The 23,435-nt window shown below is 63.3% G+C and carries 16 protein-coding genes and 1 tRNA gene; 7 read left to right on the top strand and 10 right to left on the bottom strand.

Annotation, left to right across the window (positions count from 1 at the left end; translation table 11 throughout):
* Positions 1 to 75 precede the first annotated feature (75 nt).
* The 4 genes from EV286_RS10760 to rocF form a co-directional block, all read right to left on the bottom strand.
* Positions 76 to 552, bottom strand: a complete 477-nt coding sequence (locus EV286_RS10760) for a chemotaxis protein CheW (RefSeq protein WP_132957036.1) — start codon at positions 550 to 552, stop codon at positions 76 to 78.
* Positions 552 to 2,342 carry a PAS domain-containing methyl-accepting chemotaxis protein gene (locus tag EV286_RS10755; RefSeq protein ID WP_132957035.1) on the bottom strand — a complete coding sequence of 597 codons (1,791 nt, stop codon included), beginning with the start codon at positions 2,340 to 2,342 and terminating at the stop codon, positions 552 to 554. The genes EV286_RS10760 and EV286_RS10755 overlap by 1 nt, the downstream gene beginning before the upstream one ends.
* A 328-nt stretch (positions 2,343 to 2,670) precedes the next feature.
* Complete coding sequence (rocD, locus tag EV286_RS10750; protein ID WP_132957034.1) at positions 2,671 to 3,870, bottom strand: ornithine--oxo-acid transaminase; 1,200 nt, start codon at positions 3,868 to 3,870, stop codon at positions 2,671 to 2,673.
* A 19-nt stretch (positions 3,871 to 3,889) separates the two neighbouring features.
* Positions 3,890 to 4,825, bottom strand: coding sequence for an arginase (rocF, locus tag EV286_RS10745; RefSeq protein ID WP_132957033.1), 936 nt, complete (start codon positions 4,823 to 4,825; stop codon positions 3,890 to 3,892).
* A 131-nt stretch (positions 4,826 to 4,956) separates the two neighbouring features.
* Between rocF and EV286_RS10740 the strand changes: the two genes are divergently transcribed.
* On the top strand, positions 4,957 to 5,385 hold the full coding sequence (locus tag EV286_RS10740) for an Lrp/AsnC family transcriptional regulator (RefSeq protein ID WP_132957032.1): 429 nt from the start codon (positions 4,957 to 4,959) through the stop codon (positions 5,383 to 5,385).
* A 30-nt stretch (positions 5,386 to 5,415) separates the two neighbouring features.
* Here the strand turns inward: EV286_RS10740 and EV286_RS10735 are convergent, their stop codons facing one another.
* From EV286_RS10735 to EV286_RS10725, 3 genes are all read right to left on the bottom strand, one after another.
* Positions 5,416 to 11,277, bottom strand: coding sequence for a translocation/assembly module TamB domain-containing protein (locus EV286_RS10735; RefSeq protein WP_245500679.1), 5,862 nt, complete (start codon positions 11,275 to 11,277; stop codon positions 5,416 to 5,418).
* 73 nt (positions 11,278 to 11,350) lie between these two features.
* Complete coding sequence (locus EV286_RS10730) at positions 11,351 to 13,273, bottom strand: autotransporter assembly complex family protein (RefSeq protein ID WP_132957030.1); 1,923 nt, start codon at positions 13,271 to 13,273, stop codon at positions 11,351 to 11,353.
* A 187-nt stretch (positions 13,274 to 13,460) separates the two neighbouring features.
* Complete coding sequence (locus EV286_RS10725; RefSeq protein WP_132957029.1) at positions 13,461 to 13,727, bottom strand: YMGG-like glycine zipper-containing protein; 267 nt, start codon at positions 13,725 to 13,727, stop codon at positions 13,461 to 13,463.
* 309 nt (positions 13,728 to 14,036) lie between these two features.
* On the opposite strand from EV286_RS10725, the gene EV286_RS10720 reads away from it, so the two are divergent.
* The 4 genes from EV286_RS10720 (at position 14,037) to hemA (ending at position 19,201) form a co-directional block, all read left to right on the top strand.
* Positions 14,037 to 14,525, top strand: coding sequence for a (2Fe-2S)-binding protein (locus EV286_RS10720; protein WP_132957028.1), 489 nt, complete (start codon positions 14,037 to 14,039; stop codon positions 14,523 to 14,525).
* A gap of 81 nt (positions 14,526 to 14,606) precedes the next feature.
* On the top strand, positions 14,607 to 16,955 hold the full coding sequence (locus EV286_RS10715; protein WP_132957027.1) for a xanthine dehydrogenase family protein molybdopterin-binding subunit: 2,349 nt from the start codon (positions 14,607 to 14,609) through the stop codon (positions 16,953 to 16,955).
* Positions 16,956 to 16,967: 12 nt separating this feature from the next.
* Positions 16,968 to 17,765: a xanthine dehydrogenase family protein subunit M gene (locus EV286_RS10710; RefSeq protein ID WP_132957026.1), complete on the top strand. Its 798-nt coding sequence runs from the start codon at positions 16,968 to 16,970 to the stop codon at positions 17,763 to 17,765.
* A gap of 218 nt (positions 17,766 to 17,983) precedes the next feature.
* Entirely contained in the window at positions 17,984 to 19,201 is a 1,218-nt protein-coding gene (hemA, locus tag EV286_RS10705; protein ID WP_132957025.1) for a 5-aminolevulinate synthase, read from the top strand.
* Between the two features lie 277 nt (positions 19,202 to 19,478).
* On the opposite strand, the gene dxr is transcribed toward hemA, so the two are convergent.
* Positions 19,479 to 20,672, bottom strand: coding sequence for a 1-deoxy-D-xylulose-5-phosphate reductoisomerase (gene dxr, locus EV286_RS10700; protein ID WP_132957024.1), 1,194 nt, complete (start codon positions 20,670 to 20,672; stop codon positions 19,479 to 19,481).
* Positions 20,673 to 21,072: 400 nt separating this feature from the next.
* Between dxr and EV286_RS10695 the strand changes: the two genes are divergently transcribed.
* Together EV286_RS10695 and EV286_RS10690 are read left to right on the top strand one after the other, a co-directional pair.
* Positions 21,073 to 21,705, top strand: coding sequence for a hypothetical protein (locus EV286_RS10695; RefSeq protein WP_132957515.1), 633 nt, complete (start codon positions 21,073 to 21,075; stop codon positions 21,703 to 21,705).
* Positions 21,706 to 21,782: 77 nt separating this feature from the next.
* Positions 21,783 to 22,052, top strand: coding sequence for a BON domain-containing protein (locus EV286_RS10690; RefSeq protein WP_132957023.1), 270 nt, complete (start codon positions 21,783 to 21,785; stop codon positions 22,050 to 22,052).
* A gap of 12 nt (positions 22,053 to 22,064) precedes the next feature.
* On the opposite strand, the gene EV286_RS10685 is transcribed toward EV286_RS10690, so the two are convergent.
* Both EV286_RS10685 and EV286_RS10680 read right to left on the bottom strand, forming a co-directional pair.
* A tRNA-Arg gene (locus EV286_RS10685) sits at positions 22,065 to 22,141 on the bottom strand.
* A gap of 74 nt (positions 22,142 to 22,215) precedes the next feature.
* Positions 22,216 to 23,379: a M20 aminoacylase family protein gene (locus EV286_RS10680; RefSeq protein WP_132957022.1), complete on the bottom strand. Its 1,164-nt coding sequence runs from the start codon at positions 23,377 to 23,379 to the stop codon at positions 22,216 to 22,218.
* Positions 23,380 to 23,435 lie beyond the last annotated feature (56 nt).

The following is a 23,435-nucleotide window of genomic DNA, read 5'->3' as shown; positions in this document are numbered from 1 at the left end:
ACTTCCGCAAAAAGCAAAGCCGCCCCGAAGGTCGGAGCGGCTCAAGGTCGGATGGAGCGGCGTAGTATTCTCCGCTCAGGCTGCCAGTTCGTCCTGTTCGTTTTCCTTGAACATCTTGGCGAGGTTCAGGAAGCAGATCATGCCATTCTCGGTGGCGATGATGCCCTCGCAAAAGGCGCGATCGAAGGAAGCGGTGACTTCCGGGACCGGCTGCACCTGGTTCGAGGCGATGGTGAGGATGTCCGAGACACGATCGACGAGCATGCCGATGACCATGCTGTGGACTTCGGCAACGACGATGGCGCTGCGCTCATTGGCAACCGTGCTCTTCATGCCGAGCTTGTAGGCGAGGTCGATGATCGGAATGACCGAGCCGCGCAGGTTCATGACGCCGATGACATCGGCCGGCGCATGCGGGATCGGCGTGGAAGGCGCCCAGCCGCGGATTTCGCGGATGGTGGTCGTCTTGACGCAGAATTCCTGGTCGTGCAGGCGAAAGGCAATGATTTCCAGTGTATCGCCGCTGAAGCTAGTCGAATTGATCGTGGCCATTAGAACTCTTCCCAACTATCCTGAACCTGAGCAGCAGCGCCGCCACCGTTGGCGCGGGCGACCTTTGCCAGAAGATTTCGCGCTGGCGATGCCATCGGGCGATGGGCATCGGGACGCACTTCCGAAAGCCTAGCGGAAGAATGTTGCCCAAACCTAAATTGCGACAGCAGATTCCTAAGGGTTTCGGCCTGCCGGGCCAGGCTGTGGCTGGCAGCCGTCGTCTGCTCGACCATGGCGGCGTTCTTCTGCGTGCCCTGGTCCATGGCGTTGACCGCCTTGTTGATCTCGGTCAGTCCGGTGGACTGCTCACGGGTGGCTTCGACGATTGCGGCGACGTTGCTGTTGATCTCGGAAACCTGCGTGACGATCTTCCGCAGAGCCGTACCGGTCTCACCGACCAGGGCGACGCCGTTCTTGACGTGGCCCGAGGAGGCGGTGATCAGGGCCTTGATCTCCTTGGCGGCGGTGGCCGAGCGCTGTGCGAGCTCGCGAACCTCCTGTGCGACGACTGCGAAGCCCTTGCCTGCCTCGCCGGCGCGGGCAGCCTCGACACCGGCATTCAGCGCCAGAAGATTGGTCTGGAAGGCGATTTCGTCGATGACGCTGATGATGTTGCTGATCTCGCCTGAAGATCGCTCGATCTGCCCCATCGCATCGACGGCGTTGCGGACGACCTCGCCCGAATGCTCCGCGTCCTGTTTCGTCTGAGACACAAGGTTGCCTGCCTGCTCGGCCCGGCGGGCGCTGTCGGCGACCGTCTGCGTGATCTCGTCGAGTGCCGCGGCTGTCTCCTCGACAGCAGCGGCCTGCTGCTCGGTGCGCTTGGCGAGATCGTCAGAGGCCGAAAGGATCTCGCGGGAGCCGGCAGCGATCGCCTCGCCGTTCTCGCCGACCGTGCGCATCGCCAGCTGGAGCTTTTCGATAGAGGCGTTGAAGTCCGTGCGGACCTTCTCCAGCGTCGGGATGAAGGGCTGGTCGATGCGTGTCGTCAGGTCGCCGCCGGAAAGCGCGGTGAGGCCGGAAGCCAGATCGTCCACGGCGCGGACACGCTCCGTGATGTCGGTCGCGAACTTCACGACCTTGAAGACCTTGCCGTTCATGTCGAAGATCGGGTTGTACGAGGCTTGGATCCAGACGATCTTGCCGCCCTTTCCGATCCGCTTGAACTCCTCGGCGACGAATTCACCGGCGGCAAGCTTTGCCCAGAAGCGGCGGTAGTCCTCGCCCTGCACATAGTCAGGATCGCAGAACATCCTGTGGTGCCTGCCGACGATCTCCTCCAGCCGATAGTCCAGGACGGAAAGGAAATTGTCGTTCGCCGTCAGGATGGTGCCGTCGGGTGTGAACTCGATCACGGCCTGGGCGCGGGACAACGCGCTCAGCTTTCCCTCGTCCTCGGCGGATTTCAGCTTGGCGGCGGTGATGTCGGTCGCAATCTTCACCACCTTGTAAGGCTTGCCGCCGGAGAGTACCGGATTGTACGAGGCCTGGATCCAGACTTCCTTGCCACCCTTACCAATGCGCTTGTATTCGCGTGCATCGAACGTGCCGCGGCCGAGGTTCGCCCAGAATTCCCTATAGGCAGGAGAAGCGGCATAGGCTGGATCACAGAAGATGCTGTGGTGCTTGCCCTTGATTTCCGAAAGGCTGTAGCCCATCGCGCGGCAGAAGTTCTCGTTGGCGCTGAGAATCCTGCCTGTCATGTCGAACTCGATGATCGCCTGCGACCTGTGCAGTGCGCCGATGATTGCCTTCGGATCGCTGCCGAAGCCTGCCAATAGTACACTCATGCGTTCTCCATTCCCGTGCCGTTGGCCGGCCCTTGGCGCATGCGGAGCGGTACCGACCGGACGAGGACGCGCCTTCGCGCGCCGATCCGTTGCCGATGGCGGTCGCTTCCCGCGTGCTTGGGGCGGGCGGTAATTTCATGAGGGTGGTTACATGCCGGCTTAATCCGGCGTCGTGGCAGCGCATCATGCGGGCGGGCGCATCGACGCCTAGGCGAAAATTAGCCTTACGTCATGAATAAATATTTAATGAACCACGGATTTTTAGGGGTTTGAATACGCGCCAGATGGGGAGGCCGGCTGGTCCGACTCCCCGTCACTTTTTTGGCGTTCAGGTGCCCAATACCCGCGCGATCTGCTCGACAGACCAATCGACCTGCGCCCTGGTGATGATGAGGGGCGGCGCCAGTCGGATCGTGTGCTCGTGCGTGTCCTTGGCGAGGAGACCAAGGTCCTTGAGCGCATAGCAATAGGAGCGCGCGCCACCGGCCTCGGGTTCCAGTTCCACCGCCATCATAAGGCCGCGGCCTCGAACATCCTTCACGATGTTGGAGCGAATGGAGCGCAGGCCGTCCATGAAATATTCGCCCATCGTCGCGGCATTTTCGATCATGCCTTCCTCGGTCAGGACGCGGAGTGCGGCACGCGCCACGGCACAGGCGAGCGGATTGCCGCCGAAGGTCGAACCATGCTGGCCGGGCTTCAGGACGCCGAGCACCTCGGAATTGGAGAGAACCGCGGAGACGGGATAGAAACCGCCCGACAGTGCCTTACCGATCAGCGTCACGTCGGCCTCGATGCCTTCGTGCTCTTCGGCAAGCATTTTCCCGGTGCGCCCGAGGCCGGTCTGGATTTCGTCCAGTATCAGCGTCACCTTGTTTGTCGTGCAGAGTTCGCGGACGCGGGTGAAGTAGCCCGCAGGCGGAATGATGACGCCCGCTTCGCCCTGGATCGGCTCGATGAGGGCCGCGACCGTGTTCTCGTTGATGGCGGCTGCAAAGGCATCGGCGTCACCGAAGGGCACGATCCGGAAACCCGGCGTATAGGGGCCGAAGCCCGCGCGCGCATCCGGATCGGTCGAGAAGCTGATGATGCTGAGCGTACGGCCGTGGAAATTGTCGGCGCAGACGATGATCTCCGCCTTGCCCTCCGGGACGCCCTTCACCTCGTAGCCCCATTTGCGGACGGCCTTGATGGCAGTTTCGACCGCCTCGGCACCGGAATTCATCGGCAGGACCTTGTGGGATCCTGTGAGTGCGGCGACTTCCTCGTAGAAATGGGCGAGCTGATCGTTGCGGAAGGCGCGGGAGGTGAGCGTCAGCCTGGCGGACTGCTCGATCATCGCCTCGCGGATCTTCGGGTGGCAGTGGCCCTGGTTGACCGCGGAGTAGGCGGAAAGGCAATCAAGATAGCGCTTGCCGTCCGTATCCCAGACATAGACCCCTTCGCCACGCGTGAGCACCACGTCGAGCGGTTTGTAGTTATGTGCACCGAGGCGCTGTTCGGTGTCGATGAGGTTTGTCGCGTTCATTGCCCTGCCTCCCTTGATGTCATGCGGCGCGCGTCGGCCGGTCGAAGATGCGGCGGCCGAAGAGGCTTGCCGTCAGCTCGACCAGGATGCGGGCGCTCTTTCCCCGGTCGTCGAGAAAAGGATTGAGTTCGACGAGATCGAGTGAGGACACCAGGCCGCTGTCCGAAAGCATCTCCATCACGAGATGCGCCTCGCGGAAGGTCGCACCGCCCGGCACGGTCGTGCCGACGCCCGGCGCGATATCCGGATCGAGGAAATCCACGTCTAGGCTGACATGCAGCAGACCGCCGGCCTCGCCCACGGTCTTGATGACGTCGCGTATGGTGGCGGCCACGCCCTGCTCGTCGATCGCGCGCATGTCGAAGACGTTGACGCCGTGCTTGCGGATCTCTTCCCGCTCATGCGGATCGACGGAGCGAATGCCGACCTGGAAGACGTTCTTGGGCGCGACAAGCGGGCGGTCCTTCGGCAGGATTTCGGCAAATTCCGCTTCCCCGCAGAAATAGGCGACCGGCATGCCGTGAATATTGCCGGAGGGCGAGGTCGCGGGAGAATTGAAATCAGAATGGGCGTCGAGCCAGAGCACGAAGAGCGGACGGCGCATTTCGGCGGCATAGCGTGCCATGCCGGAAACGCTGCCCATCGAGAGGCTATGGTCGCCGCCGAGGATCAGCGGGAAGCGGCCGGATTTCGCGGCGTCATAGGTTGCGGCCTCGAGCGCCCGGGTATAGGCGCCGATGATCCGCAGGTGATGCGCCTTCGGATGGTTGGGCAGGTCCATGGCCGGCACCACGCGCAGATCACCAAAGTCGGCGACGTCATGGCCGAGATCGACGAGCGTCTGGTCGACCCCGGCAATGCGCAGCGCTGCGGGGCCCATGGCGGCGCCCCTGCGTCCGGAACCCTCCTCGAGGGGAACGCCGATAAGGGTGACAGATCGCGATTGTGAATCCATTGCGGGGGCTCCGTTCTGAGGCCTGTTTCGGCCGATATTGAAATATTGCGGTGGCGGCAAAAAGATGGAAAAATGCCAGAAATGCATTATGATTACGCAAACTGATAACACCGATTTGACAAAGTGAAAACGTGGACGACCTCGATACCGAACTCCTGAGTGCCTTGCGCCACAATGCCCGAATCTCGGTCTCCTCGCTGGCTTCAATGACGGGTGCCTCGCGGGCGACGGTTGCCGCGCGCATTGAGCGGTTGGTGGCAAGCGGCACGATTACCGGCTTCACGATCCGCACCGGCCACGAGACTCGCGCCGCCGGCGTGCGCGCCATCGTGCTGATCGAGGTTCTCGGCAAGCTCGCGGACAAGGTGGCCGATCAGCTTCGCGGCCTGCCGCAGGTGAGGGCGCTCCACAGCACGAACGGCAAATGGGATTTCATCGCCGAGCTCGAGGAACGGGATCTTCCCGCCTTCGACGCGACCCTGCGGCGCATCCGGCTGATCGACGGTATCAACTCCACGGAGACGAACATTCTCCTGAAGACGAGCAAGACCGGCTTCTAGAAACTGCCCACAGTGCCGGGGACGATGCGCTTAATATTCGCGCTCGTAGACGATGCCCGCTTCGCCTGAGCCATTCGCGCCCGCCGCGCCGCGCAGCTTGAAGCCGCGGCCGACGTCGAGGTTGATGATGGCCTTGCTGCCGCTGCTGCCGCCCTGCTGCAGCTCAAGATAGGTCCGGTCGTTGATGTAGCGCCCGGCGCTGACGCGGGTCTGGCCCCTCGCGTCGGTCGAAACGTCGAGATCATCGATGCCGAGGTTGCTTCGCAGTCCTTCGAACAGCGAGGTCGACCGGCCCCCCGCAAGCTGGCTGACGGCATCTGCCAGCTGTGCGATCTGTATGGGCGAAAGCCGCGACATCGACTGGCCGAAGATGAGCTGTGCCAGGACCTCGTCCTGCGGCAGTGCCGGCGAGGAGGAGAAGGTGATCGAGGGATCGGTGGCAAGGCCCGACACATCGATGATCAGCGTCGTCGATCCGGAACTCGAGGTTGCCTCCATGTCGAGCGTCGGGGTGAGATCGCCGCCGAAGGTGATCCGGCTCCTGTCGGCGAAATCGAGCCTGCGGCTCAGGATGGTCATCCGGCCGCGGCGCATGGTGAAGCCGCCGGAGACGATGGGCGCTGCCGCCGTGCCGCGGATGGTGACGCTGCCGCCGAGTTCGGCGTCGATGCCGCGACCGCGTACGAAGATGTGCGAGGGTGCATCGATCTTAAGGTCGAGGCCGAGGGAGGAGGATTTCGCGCTGGCCTGCGCAGGTTGCTCGTCGCGCAGCTGAGCCCGGACGGCGGGCGGCGCGTTCACGTGCCTGACGTTGATCTCCGCCAGAGATGCCGGCAGCCGCTCGGGTATGGTGATCGAGGCGCGCTCGAGCCGCAGTGAGCCGCTGACGACGGGAGATGAGACGAGCGGGCCACGGATGGCGACCGTGCCGTTGACGGTCGCGACAACCAGCGTACCGTCGACATAGGTGGCGTTGTCCAGCCGGATCGAGATGTCGGCGGGGAAGCCGGCTTCCGGGCGGATGCCGATGGTTCCGCTCGCCGAAACGCTGCCGCCGCTCGCGAGCCTGCCGGAGAAGCGTGAAATGGTTGCCTGCTGCCCGTTGAAGGTGATCGTTGCCGCGAGGCTGTTGATGGCGAGGTTGCGGCGGACGTCGATCACTCTGCCGCCATCGGTGGTGATCGTGCCGTTGATGATCGGCGCGGCTGCCGTCCCGCTGATTGCGAGGTTCACGTTGGCATTGCCCTCCATCACCATGCCCTGCCGTGCTAGCTGGGCCGCGGCGAGGCCGAATGGCAGGTTGCCGTTGAACCTCAGGTCGAGCGCTCTTTTACCTGCGAGGGAAACGCTGCCGCCGCCTCTCAGCGAAAGTCCCCGGTCGCCCGTCAGGGTAATGTTGATCGTCACCCTGTTGTTCTCGAAGTGGCCGTCAGTTGCGATGCTGAATGGTGCGACGCCGGCGCCCCTGGTCTGGGTCGTTGCCGCGCCGGCCCAATTGGCCTTGAATGTGACCGCGGGTGCGGCCGACCGACCCGTCACGTTTGCCGTGCCGGAAACAACGCCTTCGGCGCCGAGATTGGGCACGAAGGTATTGGCAAGGCTTGCGGGGAGATTCGCGACCCTTGCGTTGATCCTCAGGTTCTGGCCCGCCGTTCCGTCGACGGTCAGCGATCCGGCTCCGGTCGCGATGTTGATCGTTCCGAGCGTCGCCGTTCCGGCCCGCAGTGTGATCTGGGCCGGCGCGGTGAGCCTTACCGGGATCTTGCGCGGCGTGGCCGAGAAGCTGTCGAGTCTCACCAGCATCTGCCCATCGCGATTGTCGACGCTACCGGAGGCGAGGAGCGGCGCTCCGTCATAGGCAGCCTTCAGGTTGAAACCCGTTCTGGTGCCGCTCTGCGTGAAGTCGACCGCAAGCCCCGAAATGCGATTGGCGCCCATTGCGAATTCGTCGGCCCGGACATTGCCGCTGGCGGAGAATGCCTTGAGGTCGGCAATGGTCAGGTTGATGTTCGGCCTGGCGATCGACAGCTCGTTGCTGCGTATGCCGGAGCCGGTCGCGTTGAGCTTGATGGCAATCCGTCCACCATTGCTCGTGACATTGGCCGAGCCCTTGAGGTCGCCGCTTGCCTTCTGTCCGCCGAGGGCGGCCAGCAGGCCGATATTCGGAAAGTCGAAGGTGAGCGCCCCCGTCGGTTCAAAGGTGGGCGAGAATTCAAGCTTGCCCTGCATCCTGTTGGCACCGACATCCACGGTGAGAGCAGGAATATTCGTGCGGCCGTCGGTGGAAAGGACGTCGGCGTCGATGTTGATCGGCTGGCCGTCGAGCGTGCCGGTCGCGCGCAGCGTTCCCTTCGGCGCCTTCGGATCGGCGGTGCCGGTGAGGTTCATCTCCAGGCTGCCAAGCGTCCGTCCGACCATCTTCGCGCCGGTTGCCTTGAGGTTGGCGTCGATCGCGAGTGCGCTCAGCGGGCCCTTGGCACTGACCGAAAAGTCCGCTTGTCCTTCTGTGTTCTCCAGGATCCGGGTGAGGTTGAGGATCCTGCCGCCAAGTTCCGCCGTCAGCGTCTGGTCATTGAGCGCGACGTTGCCGCTCATGTCCAAGGTTCCCGATTTCAGGCTGAGACCGGAAATATTGACCTGCGACGGAAGCGTACCGGCGATCTTGCCCTGCAGTTCGATGGGGCCATCGAACTTCGACGCTGCCGCGTCCGGCAAGGCCGATGGCTGGATCGAGAAGCGGAAGTCGCCGTCGAGCGCCTTGCTTGCCAGCGCATAGGAGCCACCGACGCCGCCCTTGATGCCGCCGCTCTCGAGCGTCGTTCCGTTGAATGCGATCGCGTCTTTGGAAATCCGGAGCGGAGCCGCAAGGGCGACCGGCCCGCGGACTGCGCGGTTGAGGTCGGGATTGACGAAGTAGGTCTCGCCTACGTCAAGCCGGACCTGCAGCGGCCCAGAGACGCCCGGCAGGTCGAAACTGTCGCTCGTGGCCGCAAGCTTGATGTTGCTGAGTGAGCCCTGCGGCAGTGTCGCGGAATCGAGAGAAACGGACAGGTCCATCCTGGCGGCTGCGGCGGCACCGGTCATCTGCAGGTCGGCACCGGAGAACAGAACGCGTGCCTCTCCGCCCTCCATCGGCCAGCCGAACTCGACAGGGCCTGCGGCGCCCACGAGATTGGCCTTTACGTCCTTGCTGCCGGCCGGATCGAGCGTGCCAGAGGCAACGATCGTGCCCGAGATCGCGCCCTGTGCCGAAAGGTCGGGCAGGAAAGTGCTGGCAAGGCTAGCCGGCAGTTCCTTGATCCTGGCATTGATGTTCAGGTTCTCGCCGACGGAGCCGTCGACCGTTACCGATCCGGTGCCGGTGCCGATCGTCAGTTCGCTGAAGCTCGTCGTTCCTCCGCTGATGACGATCTGGGCCGGGGCGGCGAGCCTGACTGGGATCTTGCGGGGCGTGGCCTCGAGATCGTCGAGGCGCACCAGCGTCTGGCCGTTGCCCGTCTCGACACTGCCCGAGGCTTTGAGGGGCGCATCGTCGTAGTTTGCCTCAAGAGCAAAGCCGGTCTGCGTGCCGTTCTGGGTAAAGCGCAGTGACGGTGCGGCAATCCGGTTTGCCCCTGCAGCGATCTCGCCGGCGGATATGGTCCCGCTTGCCGCCAGAGCCGTGAGATCGCTGACCGCGACGTTGATATCCGGCTTCACGATTGTGAGGTTGTCGCGGTTGATCCTGCTGCCTGCGGCTTTCACCGCGAGACCGATCTTGCCGCCTCCGCTGGAGATGTCGACGCTGCCCTTGAGATCGCCACCGACCTCCTGTCCGCCCAGTGCTGCCAACAGGCTGATATCCGGGAAGTCGAAGGTAAGCGCGCCCGTCGGCGCGAAGGTCTGGGAAAGCTGCATTCTGCCCTGCAGCCGGTTCTTGCCGACGTCGACGGAAAGCGCGGGCACCTGGGTGCGCCCTTCGCGGGAGGTGACGTCGGCATTGACGGCGATGGCCTGGCCGTCGATCGTGCCGGTGGCGCGTACGTTGGCTTGTGGCGCGGCCCTGTCGGCGGTACCGGCGAGATTGATGTCGAGGGCGCCGATGGTGCGTCCCGCCACGCCAATGCGCTCCGACCGAACGTTTGCGGCGATGCCCAGCTGATCCAGCGGCCCCTGCGCGGTGATCGTATAGTCGGCCTGGCCGCTCAGCTTGTCCACGAGCCGCGAAAGGTCCAGCACCCTGCCGCCCAGATTGGCCGTCAGCGTCTCCCCGTCGAGCACGACGCTGCCGCTCGTTTCAAGCGTGCCGGACTTCAGGCTCAGATTGGAGAGATTGATCTTCGAAGGCACTGTGCCCGCGACCTGGCCCTCGACCGCGATCGTCGTGGTGAACTTGCCGGCAAGCGCATCCGGCAGCACCTCTGGCAGGAAGAAGAAGCGGAAGTTGCCGGTCAGTGCGTCCGTGGGGAGGGTGAGCGCGCCATTAATGCCGCCGCCGATACGGCCGCTTTCCAGCGTGGTGCCGTTGAAGCCGATTGTTTCCCGCGAGATCTGCAGTGGCGATGCGAGCGTGATCGGGCCACGGATCGCCCGGTCGATGTCGGCGTTCGTGAAGGAGGTCTCGCCGGCGACGAGGCGGACCTGCACCAGTCCGGCGCGATTGGCGAGGTCGAAGGCGTCGCTCGCCGCAGTGATCTTCACCCTGCGCACCGTGCCGGTCGGCATCGTCGCGGATTCGAGGCTGGCCGACATGCCGAGCTTCGCCGCATTCGCCGCGCCGGTGAGCTGAAGGTCAGCCCCCGAGATCAGAAAGCGCGCTTCTCCGTCATCGAGGGGCCAGCGGAAGTCGACCGGCCCGGAGGTGCCGAGCAGGTTTGCGTTCAGGCTGTTGTTGCCGGCCGGGTCCAGGGTTCCGGATGCCGCCAGAACGGCGCTGCCGGTCGCCAGATTGCCGGTCTGGATGTCGATCTTGCCGGTTCCGTCAAAGCTTGCCGAAAGGTCGAGATTTGTCTGGCCGGCAAAGAGCGGCCTGAAGTTCGGCGGCAAGAGGGAGCTGAGGTCGCCCCCACCCTTGACCTGGACCTGATGGACGCCCTTGTCGGTCATCGTGTGCCGCCCCTCAAGGGTCGCACGGGCCTGGCCATCGAGCGCCGCTTGCAGCTTGCCGCTCCAGTTCGACAACGGACCTTCGCCCGACAGGTCGATATCCATCGCCGGATCGCCGGGCAGATGCAGGATGCCGGCCAGGAAGCCACCCTTCGGTTCGCTGAGCTGCGCGTTCAGGCCCAGCCTGTTCTGCGACGGCGCAAATGAAATGTCAGCGGAAAGGCGCGCGTCCGGCACATCCCAACGATTGACATTGAGCTTCAGGTCGATTGCCGTGTTGTCGGCATAGACCTTGCCGGAGGCGGCAAGCGGAAAAGGCTGGCCCGCGAGTTCCTTGCCGATCCGCACGTCCGGTAGCGCAAGGCGCTCGATGTCGATAGCAACCGGCAGGGAAAATCTGCTGCTCTCCGTTTGGTCCGCCGGCGTTTCGGGCGGGGAGGGCAGCGTCGTGACGGGCGCGCGAGTGACCTCGACCACCTCGGCCGATATGTTGGAGGCACGGAACCGGCCGGATAGAAGAGCGAGAGGCGACCAGTCGATGGCGAGGCCGCGGACCTCCGCGAACACGCCCCTGGTATCCGCCACACGTATCTCGCGGGCACGCAGCTTGCCCGTCAGCAGGCCCGCGGGTTCGCTGATCGTGATGACACGGTCGGGCGTCGAGGCAAGGCTTGCGATCTTGTTGACGATGAGCGTCGTGCCGAAGGAAGTAAATCCGACAATGAGAACAGCCACCACCGCAGCAACGAGGATCGCCCCCACTGCGTAGCCAAGAAGACGCACAATCGCCTTTGTTGCCCGAATCATGATGTTCATAAGCGCGACATTAAACCGCATTTGTGACTGCATGCAGGCTGGGCCGTCATGGAAATGATCTCACTTAGAAAGACTGTCCTATTCCCGCATAGATACCGTATTCCGTTCCATCCTCGAATCTGTTCAGCGGCACCGCGAAATCGAGCCTGAGCGGACCGAAGGGCGTAGCGTACCGGATACCGATACCGGCACCGGGGCGCACGTCGGAGAAGTCCGGGAAGGTGGTGTCCGTCACGCTGCCGACGTCGATGAATGGGACGATCCCGATCGTCTCGGTAATGCCTATTCGCGCCTCGAAGGAGCCGGTCACGTAGGAACGGCCGCCGGTCGCCTCGCCTGCCGCATCGTAGGGCGAGATTTCCTGATAGCCGTAACCGCGTACCGAGCCGCCGCCACCCGCATAGAAGCGTCTGGTCGTCGGAATGTCGGCAAGGTCGTTGCCGCCGACGAGGACGCCGCCTGCGACCTTCGCCGCGAGCACGATGGTGTCATCCGCGTTGATGGCCTGATAGCCTGAGACCGACGTTTCAAAGGAGGAAAAGACCGTGCCCATATAGGCCTCGTAGCTCGGCTTCGTGGAGGCCGTGAAACGATAACCGTCGGTCGGGTTCAGCTTGTCGTTGCGGGTGTCGCGAATGTATTCGAAAGGCAGCGAGAAGGTCAGGTAATGGTGATCGCCGAATGCGTCCTCGGAGTCTTCCCAACTGACTTCGCCACCGCCCGAAATCAGGTCCTGGTCCGTGAGTTCATAGACGAGGCCGGTTGCGCCGGTCACGGTGGAAGCATTGTAGGGATCCGGATGCTCGGTTTTCGCAACGATGCTCGCGTTGAAGGTCGCGGACGGGAAGAACGCGCCGGGCTTGGAAAACAGGATCCCGGCCGAATAGTCGAAGCGGCCGATGTCGGATTCTTCCCCGATACGCGCGATTCCGCCTTCAATACGCAGGGACTCGGCCTGGCCGAAGAGGTTGCGGTGACCCCAGAATCCGGAAAGCCCGAGGCCGTCGATCGTCGAATATTGCGCGCCGAAGCCGAAATAGCGCTGCTTGCCCTCGGAAACCTCGATTGTCATGGGAATCGTGCCGTTCGGCGCCAGTTCACTTGCCTCGCGAATGGTCACGCTCGAGAAGACGCCGAGCTGGCGCAGACGGTCGGAGGCCTTCTTCAGCGCCTCGGGCGAGTAGGGTCGGCCGTCGTTGAGGCGCGAATAGCGACGGATGAAATCCGGATCGACCGATCTCTGGCCGGCTATGCCCACGTTGCCGATCGGCGCGACCGGGCCGCCCTCGGCGGTAAGCGTCACGTCGATCCTGTTTGTCGCGTGATTGGCGACGACCTCGCGGTTTTCCAGTTTCGCCAGCGGCCGGCCCTCGCTTTTCAGATCCTCGACGATCTTTGCGCTTGCCTTCAGGATGGTGAGCGAGCCGGCGTTGCCGCCAGGCACGAGGCCGTAGCTTTTCGCATTCTTGCCCGCGGCGGCACCTTGCAGCCGGACCGTGCCCAGAGTGAAGGTCGGGCCAGGGTTGATGCGGACGACCACGGGCACCGGTTTCGAATGGTTGAAGGTCGGGTTGGGCGGCAGGTTGTCGAGATTGACGCCGTTGATGGTGATGTTGACGACGCCGCCATAGCGGGCGTGCTCATAGAGCGTGGCGATCAGCCTTTCCCGGTCGTCGCGCGCCTTGATCACGACGCCCAGGTCGCCGGAAACCGGCTTGCCCTTGTCACCCACGAGCAGCGAACTGGTCTCCAGCGCTTCCCTCAGTTCCTTGTCGGCGTTGCCCGTCTGAAAGTCGACGGTGTAATTCACCGGATCGATGACCTCCTCGGTAGGTTCCTCCTTGCCGAAGATCGTCATGCCGAAGAGCTTGAAGGCAAAGGCGTCCTTCACGGAAAATGACGCGAGGGCCGCTGCCACGATCGCGGCTACGGCTCCGGTCTTCCGATACGCGGTACCAATCTTCGGGCCGGTGTTTCTAATCCTCATGAGCCGCTTTTGGGTTATATTAGAAAATTCTCAGTTTCGCGTTTATCTTTCGTTAACGCGCGCCGGGTTGGGGGTGGAAAGCCCGCCCCCTGTATCATTTTAAGATCGAGGATGCCAATCCAAAGCCGGAAAAGAAAAACCCCGGGGCGTTTCCGACCCGGGGCTTTGCAATGTGAGCGAGGAGGAATCAGTAGCCGCCGCGCGGGCAATCGTCGATGTAGCGACGTCCGTAGCGGTCGCGGTAGTAGCACTGGCCGGGCTGCTCGGCGACGCTGCCGATTAGGGCGCCCGAAACGCCGCCAATGGCCGCGCCGACGGCGGCTCCGCGAACGTCGCCGCTAATGGCACCGCCGATGATGGCACCGGAAGCGGCGCCGATGCCGGCACCCTTTTCGGTCGGCGTGCAGCCCGCAATCGACAGACCAATCAACAGAAGCGCAAGGGCTTTCTTCATTCATATCTCCAACGTTAAACAAAGCCGGTTCCCCGGCGGACGTCGTCCCCAATTCTTCAATCGCGCCAAGATGCTGTCTTCGCAGCATGGTCGCCCAAAGAAAATATACGGGGAAAAGTGGTTGTCCACTGGTCGGCTGCGCTTTTTGAAAGATGATCGCGCCTCGGCGATGTCGGTGCGCAAGCAACAGCACGCTTGTGCTTTGCATCACAGGCAAAATTGACCGCGCCCTCGAAAGTAGTGGTTGATTCCGCTGGGGAAAGGTCAAATGATAGCCTTGTGTCTGGAGGAGACACGAGGAGGAACACAATGGCGAAAGTGACATTGACCGTAAACGGGCGAACCGTCAGCGGCGAGTGCGAGGAGCGTACGCTTCTTGTCCACTTCATTCGGGAAAAGCTTGGCCTGACAGGCACTCATGTCGGGTGCGATACTACGCAATGCGGTACCTGCGTGATCCACATGGACGGCAGGTCGGTCAAGAGCTGTTCGATCCTTGCCGTGCAGGCCTCCGGCTCAACGATTACGACCATCGAAGGGCTTGCTGCAAACGGAGAGCTGCATCCGGTCCAGGCGGCCTTCCGGGAACATCACGGGCTCCAATGCGGGTTCTGCACGCCGGGCATGGTCATGACGGCGGTCGACATGATTGCGCGCCATGGCGGCCAGCTCGACGAAAAGACGGTCAGGGCCGAGCTCGAGGGCAATATCTGTCGCTGTACCGGCTACCACAACATCGTCAAGGCGGTGCTTTCCGCCAATGCGGAAATGCATGCCGTCAAGCAAGCTGCCGAATAATTCACCGGGTCGGCAGGGTAGCCGCCAGGTTGGACTTTCCCCAGCGGACTGCCGTGCCCGAGACCCCATCGGGAGGTAAACATGGGTGTTGAAGGTATTGGTGCGCGCGTCGCACGCAAGGAAGACAAGCGATTTCTGACCGGCAAGGGGCGCTACACGGACGACATGGTCGTCCCGGGCATGAAGTATGCCTATTTCGTCCGCAGCCCGCATGCACACGCCAGGATCAGAAGCATCGACGTCTCCGCGGCCGCGGCGATGCCGGGCGTGATCGGCGTGCTTGAAGGCAAGCAGCTGCAGGCCGACGGAATCGGGAACCTGATCTGCGGTTGGATGATCCATTCCAGGGACGGATCGCCCATGAAGATGGGCGCATGGCGGCCTCTCGCCGACGGGACGGTTCGCTATGTCGGCGACGCGGTGGCGATCGTCGTTGCCGATTCGCTCGGCGAGGCGCGCGATGCGGCCGAAGCTGTCGCCGTCGACTACGAAGTCCTGCCGGCCGTCACGGAGGCCGTCGCGGCGCTGAAGTCCGGCGCCCCGCAGCTCCACCCGGAAGCGGCCGGAAACCTGATCTTCGACTGGGAACTCGGCGATGGCGCCGCCACCGACGCGGCAATCGCCAAGGCGGCGCATGTGACCGAAATCGAGATCACTAACAACCGGCTCTCGCCCAACGCCATGGAGCCGCGCGCCACGCTCGGGATCTACGATTCGGCCGAGGATCACTACACCTGCTACACGACGAGCCAGAACCCGCATGTGGCACGGCTCGTGATGAGCGCCTTCTACAATGTCGCCCCTGAAAACAAGCTTCGTGTCATCGCCCCAGATGTCGGCGGCGGCTTCGGCTCTAAGATCTATATCTATCCCGAGGAAATCGTCTGCCTCTGGGCCTCGAAGAAGACCGGCGTGCCGGTCAAGTGGACAGCCGATCGCACGGAAGCCTTCCTTACCGATGCGCACGGACGCGACCACGTCTCCAAGGTGAAGATGGCCTTCGACGGCGACAATCGCATCATCGGGCTGAAAGTCGATACGATCTGCAATCTCGGCGCCTACATGTCGCTCTTCTCGTCGGCCGTGCCGACCTATCTCTATGCGACGCTGCTTTCCGGCCAGTACGACATACCGGCGATCCACGCCAATGTCCGTACCGTCTATACCAACACCGTGCCGGTCGATGCCTATCGCGGTGCGGGGCGTCCCGAGGCGACCTATCTCCTCGAGCGGACCATGGAGACGGCCGCGCGTGAACTCGGCATTTCGCCTGCCGAACTTCGCCGCAAGAACTTTATCCGCTCCTTCCCGCACCAGACGCCGGTCATCATGAACTACGACGCCGGTGACTACGACGCTTCGCTCGACGCCGCCATGCAGGCGGCCGACTGGAACGGCTTTTCCGCACGCAGAAGCGAGGCGGCACAGCGCGGCATGAGACGCGGCATCGGCATGAGCTGCTACATCGAGGCCTGCGGCATTGCTCCATCGCAGGCGGTGGGGTCGCTCGGCGCCGGCGTCGGGCTCTGGGAATCGGCCGAGGTCCGTGTGAATGCGGTCGGCACGGTCGAAGTGCTCACCGGCTCTCACAGCCACGGCCAGGGCCATGAGACGACGTTCGCGCAGCTCGTCGCCGACAGGCTCGGCGTGCCCATCGACAGTGTTTCCATCGTGCACGGCGACACCGACAAGGTGCAGATGGGCATGGGCACCTATGGCTCGCGCTCGGGCGCCGTCGGCATGTCGGCAATCGTCAAGGCCTTGGACAAGGTCGAAACCAAGGCAAAGAAGATCGCCGCGCATCTGATGGAAGCGGACGAAAGCGACATCGTGCTGGAGGACGGCGCGTTGAAGGTGGCGGGTACGGACAAGACGCTGCCCTGGTTCCAGGTCGCCCTTGCCGCCTACACCGCGCATAACCTGCCGGCCGGCATGGAGCCGGGCCTGAAGGAGACGGCTTTCTACGATCCGTCGAACTTCACCTTCCCGGCCGGATGCTACATCTGCGAGGTCGAGGTCGACCCGGAAACGGGCAGGACGGAGATCGTGCAGTTCGTCGCGGCCGACGATTTCGGCAATATCATCAATCCGATGATCGTCGAGGGACAGGTGCACGGCGGAATCGCGCAGGGTATCGGACAGGCGCTGCTCGAGGGCGTGCACTACGATCCCGAAACTGGTCAGCTGCTGACGGCGAGCTTCATGGATTACGCCATGCCGCGTGCCGATGACCTGCCCTCCTTCAAGGTCTCGCACCAGAACACGCCGTGCCCGAACAATCCGCTCGGCATCAAGGGGTGCGGAGAGGCGGGCGCCATCGGTTCGCCGCCCGCACTCATCAATGCGATCACGGATGCGATCGACAACAACATGCTCTCGATGCCGGCCACGCCCCAGAAGGTGTGGGAAGCGGCACGCGCGGTTCATTGAGGAGGAACGGCCATGTATGCAACCAACTATCATCGTGCCTCCTCGGTCGACGAGGCCGTCAGGCTGCTCGCTGGTACGCCGGAGGGCAAGTACGTCTCGGGCGGCATGACGCTGATCGCGACGATGAAGCAGCGCCTTGCCTCGCCGAGTGATCTCGTCGATCTCCGGCATATTCCATCGATGAAGGGCATTCGCGTTGAGGGGCGCAAGGTCACGATCGGTGCCGCCACAACCCATGCGGAGGTGACGCAATCTGCGGCCATCAGGGCCGTTTGTCCGGCACTCTGCGAGCTCGCCGGCCTGATCGGCGATCCACATGTGCGCCATATGGGAACGATCGGCGGTTCCATCGCCAACAACGATCCGGCTGCCGACTATCCGGCCGCGATGCTGGCGCTCGGCGCGACGATTGCCACCGACAGGCGGGAGATCTCGGCGGACGACTTCTTCACCGGCCTGTTCGAAACGGCACTGGAAGAAGGAGAAGTGGTGACCGCGGTCTCGTTCGAGGCGCCGGAAAAGGCTGGCTATGCGAAGTTCGCCAATCCGGCCTCGCGCTATGCCATGACGGGCGTCTTCGCGGCGAAGCAGGCAGGCGGCGCGCGGGTGGCCGTGACGGGGGCGGGCGGCGATGGCGTCTTCCGGCAGAAGGCGATGGAATCGGCTCTTGCAGCGAATTGGTCGTCCCAGGCGATCGCCAATGTCACTGTCGACCCGTCGAACCTGATGTCCGACCTTCATGCCACCGCCGAGTATCGCGCTAACCTGGTGAAAGTGATGGCGAAACGCGCCGTCGCCGCTGCCGGATAGGTTGCGCCTCGAACTCTCGAGGGGGTGGTCTTTCCACCCCCTCGAATCGCTTCGGTAAGGCGCCGGCAACCATTTTTCATTTGCAGCAACCGCCTTTTTTTGTTTGGAATAGTTCGAAACTATGCGCCTTTTGCCGCAGCCGGGGCGCAAACCGGCTTCCAGGGGTTGACGACCGGTCCCGCAGTAACCAAAACGGGGTCACGGTTCTGGAGAACATCATGGATTTCGAGGCATATTTCAAAAGCGAGCTGAACGGGCTTCACGAGGAAGGCCGCTATCGCGTTTTCGCCGATCTGGAGCGCCGCCGCGGCCAGTTTCCGCGCGCGATTCGCTACGCGGCGGACGGCACGCCGCAGGAAGTCACGGTCTGGTGTTCCAACGACTATCTCGGCATGGGCCAGCATCCGAAGGTCGTCGAGGCGATGAAGGAAGCCATCGATCACTGTGGCGCGGGTGCGGGAGGCACCCGGAATATCTCTGGCACCAACCACTACCACGTGCTTCTGGAGCGTGAACTTGCCGATCTGCATGGCAAGGAATCCGCGCTCATCTTCACGTCCGGCTATGTTTCCAACTGGGCGGCCCTCGGCACGCTCGGCGCCAAGATTCCCGGCCTCATCGTCTTCTCCGACGCATTGAACCATGCCTCGATGATCGAGGGCATACGCTATGCAAAGTGCGAAAAGGTGATCTGGCGGCACAACGACATCGCGGATCTCGAAGCGAAGCTCGCTGCCGCCGATCCTAAGGCTCCGAAGCTGATCGCCTTCGAATCGGTCTATTCGATGGACGGCGATATCGCGCCCATCAAGGAGATCTGCGATCTCGCCGACAAGTATGGCGCCATGACATATCTCGACGAGGTGCATGCAGTCGGCATGTACGGTTCGCGCGGTGGCGGCATCGCGGAGCGCGAAGGCCTGATGGACCGGTTGACCGTCATCGAAGGCACGCTCGGCAAGGCTTTCGGCGTCATGGGCGGCTATATCGCCGGCTCGGCCGCACTCTGCGACTTCATCCGCTCCTTTGCGTCCGGCTTCATCTTCACGACGGCACTTCCGCCAGCGCTTGCTGCGGGCGCCGTCGCCTCGATCCAGCACCTGAAGGTCAGCCAGTTCGAACGCGCCCGGCATCAGGACCGCGTGCGCAAGGTGCGCGCGATGCTCGATGCCAACGGCATTCCGCATATGGCGAACCCGAGCCACATCGTTCCGATCATGGTGGGCGATGCTGCCAAGTGCAAATGGATCTCCGACATCCTGCTCGACAGCTTCCACGTCTATGTGCAGCCGATCAACTATCCGACGGTGCCGAAGAAGACCGAGCGCCTGCGCATCACGCCGACGCCGCTGCATTCGGATGCCGACATCGAGCATCTGGTCGAGGCGGTACATTCGCTCTGGGCGCGCTGCGCGCTCGCTCGCGCCGTGGCCTGACGGGGCGAATATCCCAGCCTCTGGATTGACGGCCGCGTCCTGCGCGGCCTCAGGCCGCCGGCAAAGCCATCAACTCGATTGACTCTTTAGAGAGCGAAAATACCCTCCCGCCGTCATACCGGCCTTGAGCCGGTATCCAGCGCGATCAAGTCCTTGATCGCGAAAGACTCTTTCGCCGCGCAGAAGCGCGGCGGGCTGGATTCCGGCTCAAGGCCGGAATGACGGAGAATCAAAGTGTGTCGAACCGCAGAGGTTTGTCAGCAGTCCGGGCCGCGTCTTACGCGGCCTTTTCCTTTTGCAGGACGATTTCGCCGGCGCGGCGGCGGGCTTCGGCATCGGCGGCGAAGACCTCGCTCATCGTCGTGGCGCTGCCGGCGTCCGCCATCAGGTCCATGACCGCCTCGGCGATAGCAGCCATGTCGAGGAAGCCGACGCGGCTCTCGACGAAGGCCTGGAAGGCAACTTCCTCCGCGGCATTCATGATCGCACCCTGCAGGCCGCCGCGCTCGAGTGCCGTGCGTGCCAGCCGAAGCGCTGGGAAACGAACCTCATCCGGAGCCTCGAAATCGAGGCGCGCCAGCTTGGCGAAGTCCAGGCGCTCGACGTTCAGCATGGGCCGTGTCGGATAGTTCAGCGCATAGCCGATGGCGGTCCTCATGTCCGGGCAGCCGAGCTGCGCCAGCACCGACCCGTCGGTATAGCCGACCATCGAATGGATCACGGATTGAGGATGGATGATGACCTCGATCTGCTCGGGCCTCACATTGAAGAGATGCTTGGCCTCGATCATCTCGAGGGCCTTGTTGAACATCGACGCGCTGCCGATCGAGATCTTCAGCCCCATGGACCAGTTCGGATGCGCGCGGGCGACCGCGGCAGTGACATTGGCCATCTGGTCGCGGTTCCAGGTCCTGAACGGGCCGCCGGAAGCAGTCAGGATGATGCGCTCGAGGGCATGGAACTGGTCGTCCTCCAGCGCCTGGAAGATGGCGCTGTGCTCGCTGTCGACAGGGATCAGCCTTCCGCCGCCTTCCTTGACCGCGCGCACGAAAAGCTCACCCGCCGAAACGAGGCATTCCTTGTTGGCAAGTGCGATATCGGCGCCGCGCTCGGCGGCGGCGAGCGTCGGTGCAAGACCCGCCGTGCCGACGATCGCCGCCATCACCCAGTCGGCGTCCATCGAGGCGGCCTCGAGGAGCGCCTCCTTGCCGGCAGCCGCGGCAATACCCGTTCCCGCCAGCGCGCTCTTCAGCGCCTCGTACTGGTTCTCGCTTGCGGTGACGGCAAGCCTTGCTCCGCAGGCCTGTGCCTGGCGGGCGAGGAGCTCGATATTGTCGTTGCCCGTAACGGCGGCGATCTCGAATTCCTCGCGCCCGCCCAGCTGCTCGATCACGTCGAGCGTATTCTGGCCAATCGAGCCGGTAGAGCCGAGAATCGTGAGGCGGCGCGGTCTCTTGTTGCCCGTGTTCATGGAGAAAATCCGCAAATTCGCTTTCTTGCCTGTGGCGTCTACAGGGGATTGACCGGTGCGGCAAGTGTGCGCTGCAGCACAAATATGGGTCCCAGGGGTTTACAAGCTGTCCCTTGGATGTGACTATTATAACATTCAATCGAATCCCCGAAGCGCGGCAGAGTTTCTGCCCATGCCCGAGGCATGGAGTTTCGGGAAGCGCCTTCTGGCGCGAGACAACCGGCGCAGATCGCCACCGGGCACAAGCCTGACAAGATTTCAGATTCGGAAGGCGAGGCATCTTGCCTGCCTTATTGCGTTCAATTTGAGCGCTTCATCCCGGCGAGGGCCGCAAACACCGGACCCGCGTCGATTGAAACGACGGATTGCGATGATGACTTTTGACCGCCCAGCCGCATTCATGCTTGCAGTCTCCTCTTTCTGCTTCATTGCCGCACCGGCCGCGGAGGCCGACAACCTGCTCATCTGGTCGCCGGCGAAGGTTTCGCCCAACACCTACCAGGCGACCGTGGGTTTCCGGCTGCCGATGACCTGGGAGACGAGCGCCGGCGCCGATCTCGGCCTCGGCGCGACCCGTGCAGGCGCACTCCTGCCGGATGCCGAGCGGGCGACCCTCTGGGGCAAGCTAGCCGACGAAAATGTGACGCCGGCAAGCCGGGCCCGGCAGGAGGTCGCCGTGCGCGTCGATACGCTGCGCGGAAGCGGCACGCTTCTTCTCAGCCGCTCGCGCAACTTCATCTTTTCGGAAAACCTGGACATGGAATTGTCGCGCGCCCTGAGCGTCGGCTATGCCAAGGCCGACACGCGCCCCGCATCGCTCGATGTTTCCCAGGCGATCAAGCTCATCTATCCCTGGACGGGCACCGCGCTTTCCGCCCGCGGTGCGGTGACCGATACACGCGGCGATTTCTCGACCACGCTGGCGATCAGCCAGAACATCCTCCCCAACCTCGATCTCAGCGCCTCCCTGACCGACCCGATATCGTCCGGAAAGACCGGCGACGTGCGCCTGCGCTACCAGGTGCGGTGGTAGGCGGTCGCTGGGATAGTGAAACCGATTGGCCGCCACCGGCGTTTCCTCACAAGATGGCTCAAAGGGAGATGGCTCGGATGGTCTTCAAGGCAGCAACATTTCACGGACTGGCGCCCGAGGTCGAAATCGACCACTTCACCCGCGCGGCACTGGAGACCGCTGTCGCCAACGCACTTGCCGCGGCAGGAGGCATCGATGCCTCGGATGTCACGGTGACAGTGGTCGGGGATGGAGAGGTCGTGCTTGCAGGTACGGTCGGGACACTCGCCGAAATCGAGCGTGCGACGACGGTTGCGCGGTCCGTGGACCGCGTCGAAACCGTCAGGAACGATGTCCTGGTCGGATAGGTATTAGAGAAATGGTGATCCCGACGCGATTCGAACGCGTGACCCCCAGATTAGGAATCTGGTGCTCTATCCTGCTGAGCTACGGGACCACTTAGCGCATCCATACAAAAGGCTTGGCTTCAAGCCAAGCCTTTTGTGCCGCCGTGGCGATCGAATTGGCGGCTCAGTCGGCGAGCCGCTGCTCGGCGAGGCGTACCCAGTAGGAGATGCCGTGGGCGATCGCCTCGTCGTTGAAGTCGTATGACGGGCTGTGCAGCCCCGCCGTGTCGCCGTTGCCGATGAAGATGAAGGCCCCGGGCCGCGCGTTCAGCATGTAGGAGAAGTCCTCGCCGCCCATCAGCGGGTCCGCATTGGCATCGACATTCTGGGAGCCGACTATATCGGTCGCGACGGCGACCGCATGGCCGGTTTCGGCCGGATGGTTGTAGGTGACCGGATAGTTGCGGTGGAAACCGATATCCGCGGTTGCGCCATGGGCGGCAACGAGCCCCTGCACCACTTGCTTCAACCGGTCCTCTGCTAGATCGCGCACGGCGGAATCGAGCGTGCGCACCGTGCCGGCGAGCGCGGCCTCGTTCGGGATGACGTTATGGGCGAAGCCCGCATTGAACTTGGTGATGGAGACGACGACCGAGCGCAGGGGATCGACGGTCCGCGAGGAGATAAGCTGCAGGTTCGAGACGATCTGCGCGCCGATGGCGATCGGGTCGATCGTCGTGTGCGGCATGGCTGCGTGGCCGCCGCGGCCCCTGACCGTGATCGTGAATTCGTCCGTCGCCGCCATGATGGCGCCCGTCCGGATCGCGAACTTGCCCACCGGCAGGCCCGGCAGGTTGTGCATGCCGTAGACTTCCTCGATGCCGAAGCGCTCCATCATGCCGTCCTTGACCATGAGGTTGCCGCCGCCGCCGCCTTCTTCGGCCGGCTGGAAGATCACCGCGACGCTGCCGTTGAAGTTGCGGGTCTCGGCCAGATACTTGGCAGCACCCAGCAACATCGCCGTGTGTCCGTCATGGCCGCAGGCATGCATCTTGCCGGGCGTAGTCGAGGCCCAGGGCTTGCCGGTGATCTCAGTCAGCGGCAGCGCGTCCATGTCGGCGCGAAGGCCGATCGCGCGGCTGCTGCTGCCATTGCCGCGGATGATGCCGACAACGCCCGTGCGGCCGATGCCGGTCACGACCTCGTCCGCGCCAAACTCCTTCAGCTTTGCAGCGACGAAGGCGGCGGTATTCTCGACCGCGAAAAGCAATTCGGGCCGCGCGTGGATGTGTCGGCGCCACTCGGTCACTTCGTCCTGAAGTTCGGCGGCTCTGTTCAAGATCGGCATGCTTGGTTTCCTGCTGGTCGAATTGCAAAAAGGACACTTCATTGCATCACAAACGC

This window comes from Rhizobium sp. BK251, assembly GCF_004345245.1.
Taxonomy (GTDB): Bacteria; Pseudomonadota; Alphaproteobacteria; order Rhizobiales; family Rhizobiaceae; genus Rhizobium.
This window is presented reverse-complemented; position numbering and strand designations above follow the sequence as displayed.

What these genes read in the sequence shown, in the direction of transcription:
- EV286_RS10690 (WP_132957023.1), top strand. Translation starts at nt 21,783, where the DNA reads ATGGTCTTCAAGGCAGCAACATTTCACGGACTGGCGCCCGAGGTCGAA.
- EV286_RS10680 (WP_132957022.1), bottom strand. Translation starts at nt 23,379, where the DNA reads ATGCCGATCTTGAACAGAGCCGCCGAACTTCAGGACGAAGTGACCGAG.
- EV286_RS10760 (WP_132957036.1), bottom strand. Translation starts at nt 552, where the DNA reads ATGGCCACGATCAATTCGACTAGCTTCAGCGGCGATACACTGGAAATC.
- EV286_RS10725 (WP_132957029.1), bottom strand. Translation starts at nt 13,727, where the DNA reads ATGAAGAAAGCCCTTGCGCTTCTGTTGATTGGTCTGTCGATTGCGGGC.
- hemA (WP_132957025.1), top strand. Translation starts at nt 17,984, where the DNA reads ATGGATTTCGAGGCATATTTCAAAAGCGAGCTGAACGGGCTTCACGAG.
- EV286_RS10735 (WP_245500679.1), bottom strand. Translation starts at nt 11,277, where the DNA reads ATGATTCGGGCAACAAAGGCGATTGTGCGTCTTCTTGGCTACGCAGTG.
- EV286_RS10715 (WP_132957027.1), top strand. Translation starts at nt 14,607, where the DNA reads ATGGGTGTTGAAGGTATTGGTGCGCGCGTCGCACGCAAGGAAGACAAG.
- rocD (WP_132957034.1), bottom strand. Translation starts at nt 3,870, where the DNA reads ATGAACGCGACAAACCTCATCGACACCGAACAGCGCCTCGGTGCACAT.
- EV286_RS10755 (WP_132957035.1), bottom strand. Translation starts at nt 2,342, where the DNA reads ATGAGTGTACTATTGGCAGGCTTCGGCAGCGATCCGAAGGCAATCATC.
- dxr (WP_132957024.1), bottom strand. Translation starts at nt 20,672, where the DNA reads ATGAACACGGGCAACAAGAGACCGCGCCGCCTCACGATTCTCGGCTCT.
- EV286_RS10695 (WP_132957515.1), top strand. Translation starts at nt 21,073, where the DNA reads ATGCTTGCAGTCTCCTCTTTCTGCTTCATTGCCGCACCGGCCGCGGAG.
- EV286_RS10720 (WP_132957028.1), top strand. Translation starts at nt 14,037, where the DNA reads ATGGCGAAAGTGACATTGACCGTAAACGGGCGAACCGTCAGCGGCGAG.
- EV286_RS10710 (WP_132957026.1), top strand. Translation starts at nt 16,968, where the DNA reads ATGTATGCAACCAACTATCATCGTGCCTCCTCGGTCGACGAGGCCGTC.
- rocF (WP_132957033.1), bottom strand. Translation starts at nt 4,825, where the DNA reads ATGGATTCACAATCGCGATCTGTCACCCTTATCGGCGTTCCCCTCGAG.
- EV286_RS10730 (WP_132957030.1), bottom strand. Translation starts at nt 13,273, where the DNA reads ATGAGGATTAGAAACACCGGCCCGAAGATTGGTACCGCGTATCGGAAG.